14 protein-coding genes are annotated in these 17,021 nt (G+C 47.0%); 6 read left to right on the plus strand and 8 right to left on the minus strand.

Annotated features, from left to right (window positions below):
* Positions 1-78: 78 nt before the first annotated feature.
* Both ppx and ppk1 read right to left on the minus strand, forming a co-directional pair.
* Entirely contained in the window at positions 79-1,611 is a 1,533-nt protein-coding gene (gene ppx / locus PG915_RS03675) for an exopolyphosphatase (RefSeq protein WP_353497913.1), read from the minus strand.
* Complete coding sequence (ppk1, locus tag PG915_RS03680) at positions 1,583-3,697, minus strand: polyphosphate kinase 1 (RefSeq protein ID WP_353497914.1); 2,115 nt, start codon at positions 3,695-3,697, stop codon at positions 1,583-1,585. Before ppk1 ends, ppx begins: the two co-directional genes overlap by 29 nt.
* A gap of 287 nt (positions 3,698-3,984) precedes the next feature.
* Here ppk1 and PG915_RS03685 point away from each other — a divergent pair, with 287 nt between their 5' ends.
* Genes PG915_RS03685 through phoU form a run of 4 tightly spaced genes read left to right on the plus strand, consistent with a single transcriptional unit; the run spans position 3,985 to position 9,411 of the window.
* Positions 3,985-6,189 carry an ABC transporter permease subunit gene (locus tag PG915_RS03685; RefSeq protein WP_353497915.1) on the plus strand — a complete coding sequence of 735 codons (2,205 nt, stop codon included), beginning with the start codon at positions 3,985-3,987 and terminating at the stop codon, positions 6,187-6,189.
* Between the two features lie 20 nt (positions 6,190-6,209).
* Positions 6,210-7,856, plus strand: a complete 1,647-nt coding sequence (gene pstA / locus PG915_RS03690) for a phosphate ABC transporter permease PstA (protein WP_353497916.1) — start codon at positions 6,210-6,212, stop codon at positions 7,854-7,856.
* A 2-nt stretch (positions 7,857-7,858) separates the two neighbouring features.
* A complete protein-coding gene (pstB, locus tag PG915_RS03695) occupies positions 7,859-8,677 on the plus strand; it encodes a phosphate ABC transporter ATP-binding protein PstB (protein WP_353497917.1) in 819 nt (272 codons plus the stop codon).
* A gap of 38 nt (positions 8,678-8,715) precedes the next feature.
* Positions 8,716-9,411 carry a phosphate signaling complex protein PhoU gene (gene phoU / locus PG915_RS03700; protein ID WP_338163601.1) on the plus strand — a complete coding sequence of 232 codons (696 nt, stop codon included), beginning with the start codon at positions 8,716-8,718 and terminating at the stop codon, positions 9,409-9,411.
* A 20-nt stretch (positions 9,412-9,431) separates the two neighbouring features.
* Here phoU and PG915_RS03705 read toward each other — a convergent pair whose 3' ends face one another.
* The 5 genes from PG915_RS03705 to PG915_RS03725 form a co-directional block, all read right to left on the minus strand.
* Positions 9,432-9,935: a hypothetical protein gene (locus PG915_RS03705; RefSeq protein ID WP_353497918.1), complete on the minus strand. Its 504-nt coding sequence runs from the start codon at positions 9,933-9,935 to the stop codon at positions 9,432-9,434.
* Positions 9,936-10,020: 85 nt separating this feature from the next.
* On the minus strand, positions 10,021-10,962 hold the full coding sequence (locus PG915_RS03710; protein ID WP_353497919.1) for a LysR family transcriptional regulator: 942 nt from the start codon (positions 10,960-10,962) through the stop codon (positions 10,021-10,023).
* Entirely contained in the window at positions 10,955-11,743 is a 789-nt protein-coding gene (gene ppk2, locus PG915_RS03715; protein ID WP_353497920.1) for a polyphosphate kinase 2, read from the minus strand. Before ppk2 ends, PG915_RS03710 begins: the two co-directional genes overlap by 8 nt.
* Before the next feature lie 33 nt (positions 11,744-11,776).
* Positions 11,777-12,526 (minus strand): copper homeostasis protein CutC, encoded by a 750-nt coding sequence (locus tag PG915_RS03720; protein WP_353497921.1) that lies wholly within the window; start codon positions 12,524-12,526, stop codon positions 11,777-11,779.
* 192 nt (positions 12,527-12,718) lie between these two features.
* The gene (locus PG915_RS03725) at positions 12,719-13,327 is read right to left on the minus strand and encodes a peroxiredoxin (protein ID WP_042476179.1); all 609 of its coding nucleotides are present in this window, start codon (positions 13,325-13,327) and stop codon (positions 12,719-12,721) included.
* Between the two features lie 187 nt (positions 13,328-13,514).
* On the opposite strand from PG915_RS03725, the gene PG915_RS03730 reads away from it, so the two are divergent.
* Positions 13,515-14,420 carry a hydrogen peroxide-inducible genes activator gene (locus tag PG915_RS03730; protein ID WP_353497922.1) on the plus strand — a complete coding sequence of 302 codons (906 nt, stop codon included), beginning with the start codon at positions 13,515-13,517 and terminating at the stop codon, positions 14,418-14,420.
* A 668-nt stretch (positions 14,421-15,088) separates the two neighbouring features.
* Here the strand turns inward: PG915_RS03730 and PG915_RS03735 are convergent.
* Entirely contained in the window at positions 15,089-15,559 is a 471-nt protein-coding gene (locus tag PG915_RS03735) for a CBS domain-containing protein (protein ID WP_353497923.1), read from the minus strand.
* Positions 15,560-15,814: 255 nt separating this feature from the next.
* Between PG915_RS03735 and queA the strand changes: the two genes are divergently transcribed.
* Positions 15,815-16,867 carry a tRNA preQ1(34) S-adenosylmethionine ribosyltransferase-isomerase QueA gene (queA, locus tag PG915_RS03740; protein WP_353498659.1) on the plus strand — a complete coding sequence of 351 codons (1,053 nt, stop codon included), beginning with the start codon at positions 15,815-15,817 and terminating at the stop codon, positions 16,865-16,867.
* Positions 16,868-17,021 lie beyond the last annotated feature (154 nt).

The following is a 17,021-nucleotide window of genomic DNA, read 5'->3' on the forward strand; positions in this document are numbered from 1 at the left end:
GTGTTAGCTTCTTAACTTACAAGCATTAGGCCTATTTGCCGCTTTTTTTAGTTTTAGTTGTCAGTCACATCTAGGCGCTTAGAATACAAGATTCCAGCCTGCTGACTCCCAGTAGATTTGTTCGGTTTGTAAATCCGCTTGCAGCAGCTTGTTTTGCTCTAGCCAGTCGCTTTGGGTGCTGGTAAGTGTCCAAGTCTCATCGTCGATGGAAAGCTCAAGTGGCAACAGCTCCTCATTGCGCTGGCCATTAACGATGATCGCCAAACGCAAAATACCAATTAGGCCGACAATGTGCTTTTTCTTGAAGAGGGTAAACTCAGGCAGCTCTTGCAGTTTAAGCGCTTTGCGCTGAAAGCGGGTCAAGGTGGCGAGCACCAACTGCTGTTCGCTGTTAAAGCCAGGCATATTAGTATGGTTGAGAATATAACTCGAGTGCCGGTGGAAGGCTTGATAACTAATACTCAGTCCAACTTCGTGAAGCAGAGCGCTCCATTCCAATAAGCTGAACAATTCACTTTTCTTTTTAAGCCCCAGCGACTCGTGCACTTGATTCAAAAACTCGTGTGCTTGACCTCGCACTCGCGCGGCGTGCTCAAGATCGACAAAGTGTTTTTTGGCTAAGTTCTCAGCAGTGCGCATACGAATATCAGAGCGCTCAAAACGTTCTTCCATTTCATATAGTAAGCCTTCACGCAGCGCACCAGAAGAAAAGTGCATCTCTTTGATTTTAAGACTCTCGAAGATAGCGGTGAGAATGGCAACGCCTGCCGCAAACACAGGTTTGCGCTCAGGGGTTAGTCCTTGCAGTGCGATATCATCGATGCTGTCGAACTCACACAGTTTGTCGATGAGCTTATAAAGTCGCTTATTATTGATGATGCCATCTTCATAGCCAATCCCAACGAGCACCTCTTTGATGGCTTTGATGGTGCCAGAGGAGCCGAGCGACACTTCCCAGCCTTTCTTTTTGTAACGCGGCGTCAAAGCTTCAAGGCGTTGTCTGGCCGAGAGAATGGCTTTGGTGAAGTTCTTAGACGAAAGCTTACCGTTGGCGAAGTACTTACTGGTATAACTGACGCAGCCCATTTGAGTACTGTTAAGCAGCACAGGCTCAAACGCCTTTCCAATAATAAGTTCGGTACTACCACCACCAATATCAACGACTAACTTTGAGTTGGACTCGGTTTGCGTATGAGCAACACCGGCATAGATAAGACGTGCTTCTTCTTCACCAGGAATGACTTCGATGGGGAAAGGCAGAACATCACGAGCTTTTTGCAAAAAGACATGGGCATTGGCTGCGATACGAAGAGTATGGGTTGCGGCAATACGAACATTGTCGACCTCGAAGCCTTGTAGACGTTCGGCAAACATCGCGAGGCACTCCAGGCCTCGCTCCATTGCGGCGTCATCTAAGTTTCCATGCTCATCCAAACCGGAAGCCAGTCTGACGCGTTGCTTGTGCCTGCTGACTAGTTGCAAGTCTTGGTCGACGACTTTGGCGACCACCATGTGGAAGCTGTTTGACCCAAGGTCAATCGCTGCCACATCTTTGGTGATAACGTCATTCGTCGGTTGATCTTTAGTGTTCGTGTCCGTGGTTTGACTCATTATGTTCTAGTTTTTGTTTGCGTTTTCTAGTTTGCTTCTCTACCTGTTTAAGATAGTCGTAAATAGCAATTTGTGAACGAACTTTCTTGCGATTACCACGAGGAACATAGGTGTTGCTCATCTCTTTATCAATCCAACGAGCCTTTACCGTATCGGTAAAGTGGATGTTGACGATATCGATAATACGTTGCTTTAAGCGTTCATCTCGCACAGGTGCAGCCACTTCAATTCGGTGGTCGATGTTTCGCGTCATCCAATCTGCAGAGGAGATGTACACCTGTGGATCACCATCGTTATGAGCAATAATAACGCGAGGATGTTCTAAAAAGCGATCGACAATACTGATAATTTTGATGTTATCACTGACACCTTCAATTCCTGGTACCAGTGAGCACATACCACGGATGATCATATTGATTTTTACGCCTGCGCTGCTTGCTTCATACAGTTTACTCACCAGACCTTTGTCGACAAGGTTGTTTACTTTGAGCGTCAACGCCGCTCTTTTGCCGATTTGTGCGTTGGCGATCTCGGTATCAATTAAGCGATAGAGCTGCTTACGAGAGTTACGCGGTGAGACAATCAGTTGGTTAAACCTGACCGGACGATAAGGATTTTCGATATAACCGAACACATTGCGCACCTCATTGGTGATCTCTTGATCCGCAGTGAGCAGCGAAAAGTCGGTATAGATCCGTGCCGTTCTCTCGTGGAAGTTCCCTGTCCCTACGTGAGCGTAACGAACGATTTCTCCTTCCTCGCGTCGACTTATCAGCAGCAGCTTAGAGTGGATTTTCAAGCCCGGCGCACCGAAAATTACGTGGACGCCATTCTCGGTCAGTACTTTTGACCACTCAATGTTGGCCTCTTCATCGAAGCGAGCTTGCAGTTCTACCACCACAGTCACGCTCTTGCCATTGTGCATGGCATCAATCAGAGAGTTCATCAAACGTGAGTCTTTGGCAACACGATAGATGTTAATCTTAATGCTCAGCACTTTAGGGTCGAACGAGGCTTGGCGAACCAATTCCGTAATGTGCTCAAACGTGTGGTATGGATAGTAGAGCAGAATATCTTGAGCGCGGATGGCATCGAAGGTGTTGTCATAGCCGTCAAAATCAGCGCAGCGCATTGGCGGCAGGGGCTTATTTTCTAGATAATCACGACCGACATTAGGGAAGCCGATAAAGTCTTTGAAATTGTGATAGCGGCTGCCTGGGATCAAACTGTCGTAGTTCGAGATACCCAGCTTGTCACACAGCGTGGTTAACATTTCTTCTGGCATATCGCGCTCGTAAACAAAGCGTACCGGCATTGCCGTTAAACGCTGGCTTACCCCTTCTGACATTTGCTCTAACAGGCTGTGTTCAACCTCATGGCTTAAATCGTATTCTGCATCACGGGTCATTTTCATTGCATAACCGTTGAGCTCGTCGTAGTCGAAGAAACCACGAAAGAGTTCATCAAGGCAGTAGCGGATAATGTTATCAAGCAGAATGATGGTCTTACGGCGTTTGCCTTTTTGCTCCGGCACCATGACAAAGCGAGGTAGGTGATCGGTTGGGATCTCTAAGATCGCATATTGAGAACTGTCGTTGGTTTTAAGGTCGACGACGATATACGCGTACTCGTCTTTCAGAAACTGTAAAACATCAATGTCGTCTTTGAGCATAAGTGGGGTGATGTGCGGCAGCACTTCTTTTTTAAAGTACTTTTTAATCCACTTCTGCTGGGTGTCATCAAGCTGAGTTTCATTGACGAGGAAAATGCGTCGGCGAGCCATCTCCATGATCAGCTCGCTATACAGTTCATCAAAGCGCTGGTTAAGTTTGAGCGCCTTGCTTTGCATCTTCCCAAGCAGGTGTTTAGAGTTGTCATTAACGCCGCGGTCTTGGTTGATCAAAATACGACGTTTGACGTCTGAAAAACGAACTTTATAGAACTCATCCAAGTTGTTGGAAAAGATCCCCAAAAAACGGATCCTTTCGACCAGTGGAACTGTTTTATCCGCGGCTTCTTGCAACACGCGCTCATTAAACGATAACCAACTAAGTTCTTTTTCTATATAGAGTTTTTCTGCGCTCATGTACTCAACCACCGACGTTTGGGCTCACTACTGGGAAGCAGCAAAGCGGAATGTAAGATGAATCTTGTCGTGAACCTTAGAGATTGTATATGACATTTTTATTTCAAAAAGCGTGCAACGCGACACATTTCATTATTTTCAGCACCTTAGATGCTATGTAATATAACTGTCATCTAAACGAAATATTATGTTGAGGCAATTCGTGCATGCTGTTCACTTGCCTCTCGTCCTTGAAGGCAAACGCCTGATAACACTCAAACTGCATCATAAGAGAACATTAGTAGATTATGGCAACGGCCAATTTTTCACTTCATACCAAAGATAGAAAACGTCTGATCAAAGATCGTTTGGTGCGTTGGATCGTCTCATTTGGTGGCTTGAGTGTACTCGCTGGGCTTATCTTCATCTTCGTCTACTTAGCTTATGTCACACTGCCTCTATTTTCCGATAACGAGGTCACATGGCAGCCCGCGATCAGCTCTGATATTGCAGAAACGCCAGTTTTAACCTTAGTCAGCGATAGTGGTCATGACGGCTTATTCTTTTTTGCCGATGGTGGTTATATCCAACAGTCGCTTGTTACGGGTGAACAGACTTCACATCGTTTGCCAGATAACATTGTGCGCTTGCAGGCCGTCGATGAAAAAATACTGCTAGCGGTGGATAGTAAAGGTCGTTACGCCGCGCTAAAACCTAAATTACAACTGGATCAAAGTAGTGGTGATGCACAGTTGATTGTTCCTGATCTTGATGAGGAGCAATGGATCTCGCTGCCTAACGCGAAGCTGGTCAATGCAGTGGTCAATAAAGGTGAAACTGTCATTGCTAGTATCGATGAGCGCGGCATGCTGCAAGCTGGGTATTCACACCACGCCACGGAATCAAGCAGTGGTGAGTTCTCTTTTGCTACCTTACCAACCACGATTGAGGGCGCAAAAGAGCTGGTCGTTACGCCAGATGGTCGCACCTTATATGTTCGCTTCGGCAATCAGCTGGTGGTGATTAACCGCAATGGACATTCGCTATACGCACGTGAGGTGGTTGACTTATCGGCGCCGAATGGTGTCAACGTCAGTGGTGTACATTTGTTGTCTGGGGCATATTCGCTGCTGGTGCAATATGACAATCAGCAGGTTTGGCAATGGTTTGATGTATTGATTGAAGGCGAGCGTAAACTTACGCCGATTCGCTCATTTCAGTTTGATGCTGATATCGCGTTTTTGACGGCAGAGGCTACGAGTAAGGGCTTCAACGTACTGCTTGCGAGTCCACAGACTTCTGAATCAGCGTCAAACAGCTTTCAGTTGCAAAGTCTCTATACCACGAGCGAAAAGCTCGTTTCCGAGAGCCCAGTGCCTAGTTCAGACGTGCGTGATTTCGCCTTGTCCAACAATGGCCATTACGCGCTAGTGTTGTCTGAGGGTGCAATGTACCGCGCCTATCTACCTAATGAGCACCAAGAGATTTCGCTGAGTGCATTGTGGCAAAAGGTGTGGTACGAAAGCTACCCTGAGCCGGAATTTATTTGGCAAACCACCGCCGCTTCCGATGATTTTGAAGCCAAATACAGTCTGGTTCCGATTGCGTTTGGTACCATAAAGGCAGCTCTATTTGCGATGCTGTTTTCTGTGCCGATTGCGGTGTTTGGCGCCATCTACACCGCGTACTTTATGTCGTCGAAAATGCGCCGCGTGGTTAAGCCGACGATCGAGCTAATGGAAGCGTTGCCAACCGTCATTATTGGCTTTTTGGCAGGACTTTGGTTCGCCCCTATCGTGGAAACGCATTTACCGGCGATTTTGCTGTTGCTGGTGGCATTACCGCTGCTCTCTTTGTTGTCTGGCGCGGTGTGGTACGCCATCCCTAAAGCGTACACATCAAAGCTGCCAAGCGGCTTACATCCTTTCACCCTCATACCTGTCATCTTGATTGCCATCTATTTGGCAATGGCGTTATCTAGTGATATGGAAGTGATGTTGTTCAATGGTGATGCAAGAGTATTTCTCGCGACACATGGAATTGATTTCGATCAGCGCAATGCTTTAGTGGTGGGCTTTGCTATGGGCTTTGCGGTTATCCCAACTATTTTTACCATTGCCGAAGATGCCATTTTCTCAGTTCCCAAACACCTGTCTGATGGCTCGCTAGCGCTAGGAGCGACACAGTGGCAAACACTGATCTATGTAGTGCTGCTTACCGCCAGTCCAGGCATTTTCTCTGCGGTCATGATGGGACTAGGGCGCGCCGTTGGCGAGACGATGATCGTGCTGATGGCAACGGGTAATACGCCGATCCTCGATTGGAATATTTTCGAAGGTATGAGAACGCTATCGGCCACTATGGCTGTCGAGTTACCTGAATCTGAGGTTGGTAGCAGTCACTACCGCTTGCTGTTCCTGATGGCGCTTATCTTGTTTAGTTTTACCTTTGTAGTGAACTCGCTAGCGGAGTGGGTGAGACAACGACTCCGGGAGAAATACAGTGCGCTTTAATTGTATAGGGGAGCCGGAGCATGTTTAAGTGGTTCAAATCTGGGTCACCTTGGGTTTGGCTCACTGGTGGTGCGGTCAGCATCAGCTTGATTTCCGTGCTTGGTTTATTGCTGCTTATCGGTTGGCGAGGGCTGACCTACTTTTGGCCAGCGCCGCTCTATCAGTGGCAAGATGACCAAGGCGGGGCATTAATTGGGCAAGTCTATTCAAAGACTTGGGTACCCACTTACAATATTCCTAACGCACAGTTGTTGCTACCAACTGACATCCTAGAGCAGGGTAAGGTAGAGCGCTATAGCATCAAAGTGGCCAACCGAGATTTGTATGGCATCGACTTTGTGTCTCTGCTTTCATCACAGCTTCATGATTCTCAGACTCCAGCGGATCTGGTGGTGATTGAACGTACTCGTGGCGGAAACTTCTTCGGTCGTATCCTTGATCTTAAAGGTGTAGAGGGGCTACAAGAAACGGCGATAGCCGAGACGTTAACGTTTGAGCTTCAACAGATCGCGCTGATCCGCGATCGCATAGACGGTATTACCGAGCGCCGATTAAAAGGATTGAATCACCAACTTGAAGCTCTGCGTTTGAAGCAGCGCCGTGATAGCTTGAATGGCGTGCTGACGGAAGAGTTAACGCTTCGCTATCAGCAGCAAAATGCGATCATCCGGGAGCAACTGAGCCAAACTGACATTGAGCTTGACGAGCTAAGGGCTGAGTTAGCGAGCAAAACTTTGGTTGTCGAAGATATGCGCGGCGAGCGATTAGAAATTGGCCTCAATCGCGTGTTGGATTTTTGGTATCCGAATCAAATGAGCTACGCCGATAAGCTTTCTCATTGGGGACATCAGGTTTGGAAGTTCTTATCGGATGATCCGCGTGAATCGAACTCTGAAGGTGGCGTGTTTCCTGCAATCTTTGGCACCGTACTGCTGGTGATTATCATGTCGGTCATGGTGATGCCGCTCGGTGTGCTGGTGGCGGTGTATTTGCACGAATACGCTGAGAACAATTTACTGACGCGCATGATACGGGTCGGGGTTATCAACTTGGCAGGTGTGCCGTCGATTGTTTATGGTGTATTTGGATTGGGTTTTTTTGTCTACACCATTGGCGGCTCTATCGATTCTTTGTTTTATGCCGAGCGGTTGCCGGCGCCAACGTTTGGAACGCCAGGCCTGCTATGGTCATCGCTGACCCTTGCAATTTTGACGCTGCCGGTGGTGATTGTGGCGACAGAAGAGGGTTTAAATCGTATTCCAACGTCTGCTCGTCATGGCTCACTTGCACTTGGTGCTACGCAGTCGGAGACCCTGTGGCGAATCGTACTACCCATGGCAAGCCCTGCCATCATTACCGGCTTAATCTTAGCGGTTGCTCGCGCGGCGGGTGAGGTGGCGCCATTAATGCTGGTAGGCGTGGTAAAATTGGCATCAAGTCTACCGGTGGACTCACAGTTTCCGTTTTTGCACCTTGAGCGTAAATTTATGCATCTCGGTTTTCATATTTACGATGTGGGTTTCCAGACATCCAACATTGAAGCAGCGAGACCATTGGTTTACGCAACCTCGTTCTTGCTGGTTACCGTCGTGGTTGGGCTAAACTTAACGGCAATAGCGATACGAAATAACCTGCGTGAAAAATACCGCACACTAGGACAAGATTAACCATGTTTTCTATCAACCAGACTCTGGGCTATCCAACGCCTTTAGATGTGAACAACCTAAGTGATGAGCAAACTGCCATTGCTATTGAAAACTTGAACTTGTACTACGGTAATAAGCAGGCATTGGATGATGTATCGATGCGTATTCCCAAAGGACAAGTTACGGCGTTTATCGGCCCGTCAGGCTGCGGTAAATCAACCTTGCTGCGCTGCATTAATCGAATGAATGATTTGATTGAAGGGTGCACGGTTGAAGGTAAAGTGAAGCTTCATGGTGGCAATGTCTATCATCCTAAAGTCGATGTAGCGACGCTGCGCCGCCGCGTAGGCATGGTGTTTCAGCGCCCGAATCCTTTTCCTAAATCCATTTATGAAAATGTCGTGTATGGACTCAGGCTGCAAGGCATCAAAAACAGTCGTAACCTCGATGATGCGGTTGAGCGCTCTTTGCGAGCAGCTGCGCTGTGGGATGAAGTAAAAGATCGCTTACATGAAAACGCATTTGGGTTATCTGGTGGTCAACAGCAGCGATTGGTCATTGCCCGTGCTATCGCCATTGAGCCTGAGGTATTGCTGCTGGATGAGCCGACATCGGCGCTCGATCCTATCTCTACTCTGACTATTGAAGAGCTGATTAACGACCTGAAAACCAAGTACACGGTTGTGATCGTGACCCATAATATGCAGCAAGCGGCTCGAGTGAGTGATCATACCGCGTTCATTCATCTTGGAAAACTGGTAGAGTACGCCGATACAGATACTATATTTACTTCACCGATAGAAAAACAAACCGAAGACTACATCACGGGTCGCTACGGCTGATTGACAGGCTTTAGGGTTACAACAGGAAATTTTCACACATGCATTTTGGTCGTCATATCTCAGGTCAATTCAACGCCGAGCTTGAGTCTATTCGTACCCACGTTTTGACCATGGGAGGCTTGGTTGAGCAACAGCTGTCGTTTGCAATGCAGGCTCTGCATAAAGACGATATTGAGCTTGCCCGAAAAGTGGTAAGAGACGATCACAAAGTCAATGCAATGGAAGTGTCTATCGATGAAGCGTGCACTCGTATCATTGCCAAGCGTCAGCCCACCGCCAAAGATCTTCGTTTGGTGATGGCCATTATCAAAACCATAACGGATTTAGAGCGCATTGGTGATGTGGCAACCCGTATCGCGCGTGTAGCCATAGAGCAGCCATCAACTAAGCACCAAAAGTTCCATGTTTCTTTGGAGCCGTTATGCCGACAAGCCATTGCTATGCTGCATCAAGTACTTGACGCGTTTGCTCGCATGGACGTTGATGCGGCGGCAGAAGTCTACAAGCTGGATGATAAGTTAGACGCGGAATACGAAGCGGTGATCCGTCAGTTGATGACCTATATGATGGAAGACCCAAAGAACATCCCTAACATTCTTCAGGTCATGTGGTCAGCACGTGCTATCGAGCGTGTTGGCGATCGCTGTCAAAATATCTGTGAGTACATTATCTACTTCGTGAAAGGGAAAGATGTACGCCACTTAGATGAGAAGGCCATCAAGGACATTTTGTAATCTGTCGCCTCCGTTTCGAGTTAGAAGCGACCAACCACGCCAAAGCTTAATGAGAAGTGCGAGCCCATAGAGATGAAGGTGTTGCTCGCACCGAACACGTCATAATCAAAGCCGGTTCTTAGACCAAAGCTTGGATTTAGCATGTACACGTAACCCGCACTGATGCTAAGTCCGTTAGCACTGCGATTAAGCAACTCACTGTTGATGCGCTTCTCGCCACGATAGTTGGCGAGGCCGATCTCTGCTTGCAGTCCATAGTTCTCACGATCGCCAAACATATGCTGTAGGCCTAGACGATAAGAGTCGATGGTCTCGTCATAGCGGTCGGTATCGTAATACTTGCGCGCATAGCTTACGTAAACCGCATCCATTCCTAGAGCATCAGCGACACCAAGCTGAACGCCAGCACCGTTAAAAGCACCAATTTTTACATCTGGAGACAGATGGATGCTTTGCGCTTGAGCTTCCGACGCTATGGCGGTGAGGGGCAAGGTAGCAAGGATGGGTAGTAGCAGCTTTTTCATGGTCATATCTAATCGCAAACAGGAGGAGCGCCGATGGTAGCGGCTCCTGTTTATGCTGACTAAGTAGCGCCACTAATAGCTTTAATTAGCTGTGCTTATTGGCTTGCTGCGGCAATCTTTCTTCGATGATGGATTCTATCCATTTTGCTTTTGCAGAGTGGCGGTTTTTGTTGTGCAAGTAGCCAAATAGGCGCTTGGTATAAATCTGCCCATCTATTTCCACTTTGAGTGAGCGTAATTGGGAGTAATTGTGGATCGGAAACAAATTAGAATGCGGAAGTAGCATATCAGTAGATTCAATCACATCGATAAGTGCTAACAGCATCTCTGAGCGAAATCCCACTTTAGGTGTGTAGCCTTGTCGCTCTAGGATTTGGCTGGCATAGGTGAAGTGATCATTCCATCCCGGGGAGATAAGTGAAGCCAGCTCGTAACCGACGGAGTCTTTAGGCGTGATGAGTGGTTTAGTAATGGGGTGGTCTTGACGTACGATAATGCGCGCTTCTAAATCAAACAGAGGATCACGAGCCAGCTCTTTAGACAGATGTTCAAGATCGTAATGCACGCCGTAAAACACCTCTCCATTGCGAATTTTCTCCGCCGTGGTTTGATTCCAGCTGAGTAGCTCCAAATTTAGCAGTGGCGCTTGCTGCCTAAAAGCAGTAAATAACGCACCCGCAAGGCTTGTCATGACGATCGGAGCTAACGCGATGCGTATCGTCCCTGTAAGTGTCGCTGGATCAAACTCCTCCAGCTGATTGAGCGCTGCTTCTAAACCATCAACAAATGGTGCGATTTTATCCTCAAGATCTAAAGCAAAGGGTGTTGGCTCAAGGCCGCCTTGGACTTTGACAAACAGTTCATCTTCAAACACGGTACGAAGTTTTTGTAGAGCTTGGCTAACTGCAGGCTGCGTGACGTAAAGCCGTTCCGCTGCCTTACGGGTATTGCGCTCTTGCAGCAAAATACGAAAGGTTTTTAACAGATTTAGGTCGAGTCGACTAAACAGTTGCGTTGATTCAGTCATAGTTATCCGGCACAAACGATTGTTCTTCAATAGGTGTTCGCATATAGCCTTCTTTGTTGATTTCTGGCAAGTCAATCTCTGGGTAGGCGACTTCTTGGTAATCTATTTGGCCGAGCAGGTGAGTAATGCAGTTTAATCGAGCGCGTTTTTTATCATCGGAGGGGACTACCCACCATGGGCATTGCTTAGTATCCGTGTAAGAAAACATGGTGTCTTTGGCCTGCGAGTACTCTGCCCAGCGGTTGCGAGACTCCAAATCCATGGGGCTGAACTTCCAACGCTTAATCGGAGTATTTACACGCTCTAAAAAGCGCTTTTCTTGTTCTTCATCGGATACAGAGAACCAATACTTAAGAAGAATAATACCCGAGCGAACCAGCATGCGTTCAAACTCAGGGCAAGAGCGTAAGAACTCTTGGTACTGCTCATCGCTGCAAAACCCCATGACTTTCTCAACGCCAGCGCGGTTGTACCAGCTGCGGTCAAACAGCACGATTTCACCCGCCGCAGGTAGGTGAGCGACATAGCGCTGAAAATACCATTGGGTTTTCTCTTTTTCTGTTGGAGCGGGTAGGGCAGCAATACGACAAACGCGAGGATTGAGCTTTTCAGTAATGCGCTTAATGACGCCACCTTTTCCCGCAGCATCACGACCTTCAAATACTACAACGACTTTAAGCCCTTCTTGTTTGACCCACTCTTGTAGCTTAACCAGCTCGATCTGCAATCGAGCGAGTTCACTTTCATAGTGCTTTTTGTCCATTTTGCTTTTCTTGCCCATAGAAGTCCTTCTCCGATTTTCTTTGTGTTTGTTTTATAGAGAGTTTAGCACCCTAGTTACTGCGCGGATCTTGTCGCTACTGGTAACTGGGATGGCAAAATCATCAATATCGCCTGCCCCCATTTTGGCCTCGTTGGCGATAAAGTGCATTTTGCTGTTGCGAGAAGATTTGCCTGACAGGTGTACTTCCTGCACTTGGCTGGTGGTTATGATGGTGGCGACGTTATCGGCGCAAACACCCGCTCCGGCCATGAGAGATATGCGGCCATCCGCTTGTTTAACCAGCTCAGCTAACTTTGATGCGCCATCTAGCGCATTGGATGCCAACCCAGAAGTGAGTATTCGCTCACATCCCAGTGTAATCACGTCTTCAAGCGCCTGTTCTGGTTTTTTGCATTGATCAAATGCACGGTGGAAAGTAACGCCAAGAGCCAGCTCATGTGCCAGTTTCACTAGGCGAATTGAACGCGGCATGTCGATGTACCCGTCTTTGTCTAAAAGTCCAAGCACTACCCCTTGCGCGCCATATTTTGCAGCTGTACGAATGTCTTCTGCCATGATTTCGACATCATCACAGTCATACAGGAAGTCGCCTTGGCGAGGTCGAATCATGACGTAGATGGGAATGCTAGACGACTGAACGGCTTGTTTGATTAATCCTGCGTTTGGAGTAAGGCCGCCTAAAGCAAGTGATGAACACAGTTCAATGCGGGTAGCGCCGCCAGCGATGGCATAAGCGAGTGACTCGATATTGTCGATACAGACTTCAAGTTGGTAGCTCATTTTAATTCTCAATAGAAAGACTGCTATCAATATATCGCTGACCAAGAAATCTGAAAATAAAAAAAGCCCGAGTCGGTGACTCGGGCTTCGTTTTTTGGCTAACTCGTTTCTTCTTCAATGATTGGCGTGCGTTTTTCGCTTTATATTTGTCCAACCATCACCCCTGGTTTGAGCGCAGGGTGAAGGGTCGAATTACTTAGATAGGTCTTCTGCGTGCTCAGATAGGAACGCTGCAACACCTTTCGGAGATGCGTCCATACCTGCTTTGCCTTCTTCCCATTGTGCAGGGCAAACTTCGCCGTGCTTCTGGTGGAAGTTTAGAGCGTCAACCATGCGTAGCATTTCGTCGATGTTACGGCCTAGTGGTAGGTCGTTAACAACTTGGTGACGTACAAGACCGTCTTCGTCGATTAGGAAAGAACCACGGAAAGCAACACCTGCTTCTGGGTGCTCAACGTCGTACGCTTTGCAGATTTCGTGCTTAACATCAGCAACTAGTGGGTATTTCACTTGACCGATACCGCCATCTTCGATAGCAGTGTTACGCCATGCGTTGTGAGAGAACTGAGAATCGATAGAAATACCGATAACTTCACAACCTTTAGCTTGGAAATCAGCTAGACGGTTGTCGAATGCAATCAGCTCAGATGGGCAAACGAATGTGAAGTCTAGTGGGTAGAAGAAAACAACCGCTTTCTTACCTTTAGTGAACTCAGCGAAGTTGAAGTTCTCAACGATGTCACCGTTGCCTAGAACAGCTGCTGCAGTAAAGTCTGGGGCTTGACGACCAACTAGTACCATTTTTTTTGCTCCTAAATAGGGATAATTTCAAACCATTTCGGTTTGGTCCGTGTTTGTACGAGACAAACTATAGTACACATTGTAGTATTGAAAAAAGCGAAAATATTAGATTAATTCCATCGAAAAAAGCGATGAAGCCACACGGTCGATTCCTTTTTTGATATTGGTTCAAAAACAGGCAGTTGAAATGAATAAATGGCCAAGCTTAAAGCAGCTTCATTACCTGGTTACACTTCATGAAACCCGGCACTTTAGCGAGGCAGCTGAGCGCTGTTTTGTCAGTCAATCGACCTTGAGTAAGGGAATCCAAAATCTTGAAGAGCTTATCGGTTGTCCACTTTACGAAAAGAAAGACAAGAAAAGCCCATTAGTCTTTACTCAAGCAGGCGAGATGGTAGTGTCTCAAGGCCGTGAGCTGCTGGCTAAAGGCCAGGATCTGATTGAGCTGGGTAACCTCTGCCAAGGTGACGTGATGCAAGGTCAGTTAAAACTCGGCTGTATTCCAACGATCGCCCCTTTCTTATTGTGTGATTTGGTACAAGAGATCAATGCCCGCTACCCGCAGCTCAACTTACTATTAAGAGAAGATACTACAGCTAATTTGCTGGCGGCGCTGCGCCACGGTGAGTTGGACGTGCTCATCCTTGCGCTGCCAATGGATATTGGCACGATGGAAAGCTGCATTGTCGGCCACGACCCATTTAAGATGGTCATTAGCCGTAACCAAGCCGACAGTATTCGGGTGCCAATCAAATATGATGATTTGCCTGATGAGTCGGTCTTTTTGTTAGAGAACGAGCACTGCCTGACTGAACATGCGGTTTCAGCGTGTAAGCTCACTGAAAAAGAGAAGATCAACCCATTTAGCGCTACGAGTTTACATACCCTAGTACAAATGGTGGCTAACGGTTTGGGAACCACGTTCATTCCACAAATGGCGATTGATCACGGTTTGCTTGAGAACCAAAATCTCATCGTGATTGAGCCGCCAGGTCAACAGGCTCATCGCGATATTGGTTTGGTATGGCGACCAAGCTCCTCGCGAAGAGATTCGTTTTTGCAGCTTGCAGATGTGGTTTCTGAGTTGTTGTAGCCAGTTTTGTAGAAACCGATCGATATGTACTAGTGAAAGGCACCAGTTTAGGTGCCTTTTTTAGTATTTATAACTGGAGATTGGAATTATTTTCGAACCGTGAATCATGTCGGCGTTGAATTAGTTTTCAATCATTTCAGTGAGTTGACCATGTGAATTTTACACTGTGACATTTTGAAAAAGTGTTGTTGGCTTTGTCGATGCTAGTCTAGCTAAGTGGATAGGAGGGCTCTCGTCGTTGGCTGGTTTATACATACAACATTTCACAATGTTCTTTTTGAAATTAATTTACGTAACTCACAACGAAAATGACTTGAAATAGCGAGTTTGATACAGAAAGAGGAAACTATCGAATTCGCAAAAACACCCACTTTAGAGTTGCAACTCTAAAGTGGGTTACGGTAATGTAGATAGACGGTTTTGAGGTTTTTAAGGCAATGAGAAATCAGCACTTTGTATACTGAGCCATCAAAGAGTTGGCTTGCTAATTCGCCAAGCTGGAAAAACGACAGTTCATCACCTGTTGTTTAAAAGCTACAAATGAAAACTGATACTAAACCTGTTTTGAGCACTGCCCCTTGTGGTCGAATAAGACCACAGAATGTCGGTAGATTTGAGCGGCGTCAGCCGCTTCTTTTTTCTACAATTCCCCAACCCTAAGTAATGCCTTACGGGCTGACGCTTTCGCTATTATTTTCCGGTTGAATCTCTTCTGGTTCACTATCTTCTTGAAGCTCTAAAAGGTTGATTGCAATCGCGACAAAGTCACTGTCCGTGATAATGCCGACCAACTGCTTGTTATGTACTACAGGTAAGCATCCGACCTTATGTTTTTGCATATATAAGGCGCTTTCTTTCAAACCCGCTCGTGGTTCTGCGGTCATAATGTTGGTGCGCATCACTTCACTAAGCGGTGTCGACAGTGTGTAAGATTGATCGCTAGGTATTTTCTGCAATATGGACTCTTGCGCCGCGAGAACGTCACGCTGTGAAACAATACCTAGTAAATGACGTTCTGCATCGACGATTGGAATGTGGCGGATATCGAGCGCTTCCATCGTGTGTTTGGCGTCGGCTAATGAGTGAGACCGCAATAGGGTGTGAGGGTTGCGAGTCATCATGTCTTGGACCTTAATCATATGGCCTCCAACTCGTTCTGTTTGTGTACTTTAACTATAGGTTTTTTCACCGATTAAATCTGAGATTAACATCGTTTTTTGCCGTTTAACTCACAAAATATCCCTATTGATAAAATGGTTTAAATGGCGCGTGGTAATTCACTGGTTAACTGGTCGCAAACGTCGGTTCAGCTTGCTATTCCAACGGGTCACTTTATACTATGCGGCTGCGAATTTTTTCGCCGTTTTAGTCGCTTAATAAAGAAGATTGGTGTTATGCAAGTTTCAGATTTTCACTTCGAATTACCTGATGAGCTGATTGCTCGTTACCCAAAGGCAGAGCGTAGCTCAAGCCGACTGCTTCAATTGACCGGTAACACGGGTGAAGTTGTAGATGGAAACTTCACTGATATCGTCAGCCAAGTTCAGCCTGGCGACCTTCTTGTGTTCAATAACACGCGCGTGATCCCGGCACGTATGTTTGGTCGCAAAGCTTCTGGCGGTAAGCTAGAAGTATTGGTAGAGCGTATGCTTGATGACAAGCGCGTTCTTGCGCACGTACGTTGTTCAAAATCACCAAAACCAGGTACCGAGCTGTTTTTGGGTGAAAACGACGAATACCAAGCGATCATGACGGCGCGTCACGATGCCTTGTTTGAAATTGAAATGCAGTCAGATAAGACAGTGCTTGAGATCCTAAACGATGTTGGTCACATGCCATTGCCGCCATACATCGATCGTCCAGATGAAGATGCCGACAAAGAACGTTACCAAACGGTTTATAACGAAAAACCCGGTGCGGTTGCGGCGCCTACTGCTGGTCTTCACTTTGACGATAGTGTTCTCGAGCAAATTAAAGCCAAAGGCGCCAACTTTGCGTATGTGACGCTTCATGTTGGCGCAGGTACATTCCAGCCTGTTCGCGTTGAAAATATCCATGACCACCACATGCATGCTGAATATGTAGAAGTGCCTCAAGAGGTGGTGGATGTGATTGCAGAGACTAAAGCGAACGGCGGTCGCATTATTGCAGTGGGTACCACCTCGGTACGTTCACTCGAGAGTGCGGCGCAAGATGCACTGAAAAATGGTACTGAGCTGGTGCCTTTCTTTGGTGATACCGAGATTTTCATCTTCCCTGGCTATGAGTATCAGCTGGTGGATTGTCTCGTGACCAATTTCCACCTACCAGAATCAACGCTGATCATGCTGGTGAGTGCGTTTGCTGGCTACGACAATGTTATGAATGCCTACCTTCATGCGGTAGAGCAAAAATATCGCTTCTTTAGCTACGGTGATGCGATGTTCATTACCAAGAAAACGGCGTAGTTGACGCCTGTAGCGAGCGACAGTTTTTATTTCACTCAAGGACTCAGTGGAATACGGTAGGGAACACCAAAACCTTTCGCCAAACGAACTATGTTAGGTGAGCGGATCTAAGTGCGGCAAGCTACGCTTGTTAGTGCGTTTTAAGATTGAGTCA

Source organism: Vibrio sp. CB1-14, assembly GCF_040412085.2.
Taxonomy (GTDB): Bacteria; Pseudomonadota; Gammaproteobacteria; order Enterobacterales; family Vibrionaceae; genus Vibrio; species Vibrio chaetopteri.

Coding starts and splice junctions, on each gene's coding strand:
- PG915_RS03685 (WP_353497915.1), top strand. CDS start 3,985: ATGGCAACGGCCAATTTTTCACTTCATACCAAAGATAGAAAACGTCTG.
- PG915_RS03720 (WP_353497921.1), bottom strand. CDS start 12,526: ATGAGCTACCAACTTGAAGTCTGTATCGACAATATCGAGTCACTCGCT.
- PG915_RS03730 (WP_353497922.1), top strand. CDS start 13,515: ATGAATAAATGGCCAAGCTTAAAGCAGCTTCATTACCTGGTTACACTT.
- PG915_RS03735 (WP_353497923.1), bottom strand. CDS start 15,559: ATGATTAAGGTCCAAGACATGATGACTCGCAACCCTCACACCCTATTG.
- ppx (WP_353497913.1), bottom strand. CDS start 1,611: ATGAGTCAAACCACGGACACGAACACTAAAGATCAACCGACGAATGAC.
- PG915_RS03705 (WP_353497918.1), bottom strand. CDS start 9,935: ATGAAAAAGCTGCTACTACCCATCCTTGCTACCTTGCCCCTCACCGCC.
- PG915_RS03710 (WP_353497919.1), bottom strand. CDS start 10,962: ATGACTGAATCAACGCAACTGTTTAGTCGACTCGACCTAAATCTGTTA.
- pstB (WP_353497917.1), top strand. CDS start 7,859: ATGTTTTCTATCAACCAGACTCTGGGCTATCCAACGCCTTTAGATGTG.
- pstA (WP_353497916.1), top strand. CDS start 6,210: ATGTTTAAGTGGTTCAAATCTGGGTCACCTTGGGTTTGGCTCACTGGT.
- PG915_RS03725 (WP_042476179.1), bottom strand. CDS start 13,327: ATGGTACTAGTTGGTCGTCAAGCCCCAGACTTTACTGCAGCAGCTGTT.
- ppk2 (WP_353497920.1), bottom strand. CDS start 11,743: ATGGGCAAGAAAAGCAAAATGGACAAAAAGCACTATGAAAGTGAACTC.
- phoU (WP_338163601.1), top strand. CDS start 8,716: ATGCATTTTGGTCGTCATATCTCAGGTCAATTCAACGCCGAGCTTGAG.
- ppk1 (WP_353497914.1), bottom strand. CDS start 3,697: ATGAGCGCAGAAAAACTCTATATAGAAAAAGAACTTAGTTGGTTATCG.
- queA (WP_353498659.1), top strand. CDS start 15,815: ATGCAAGTTTCAGATTTTCACTTCGAATTACCTGATGAGCTGATTGCT.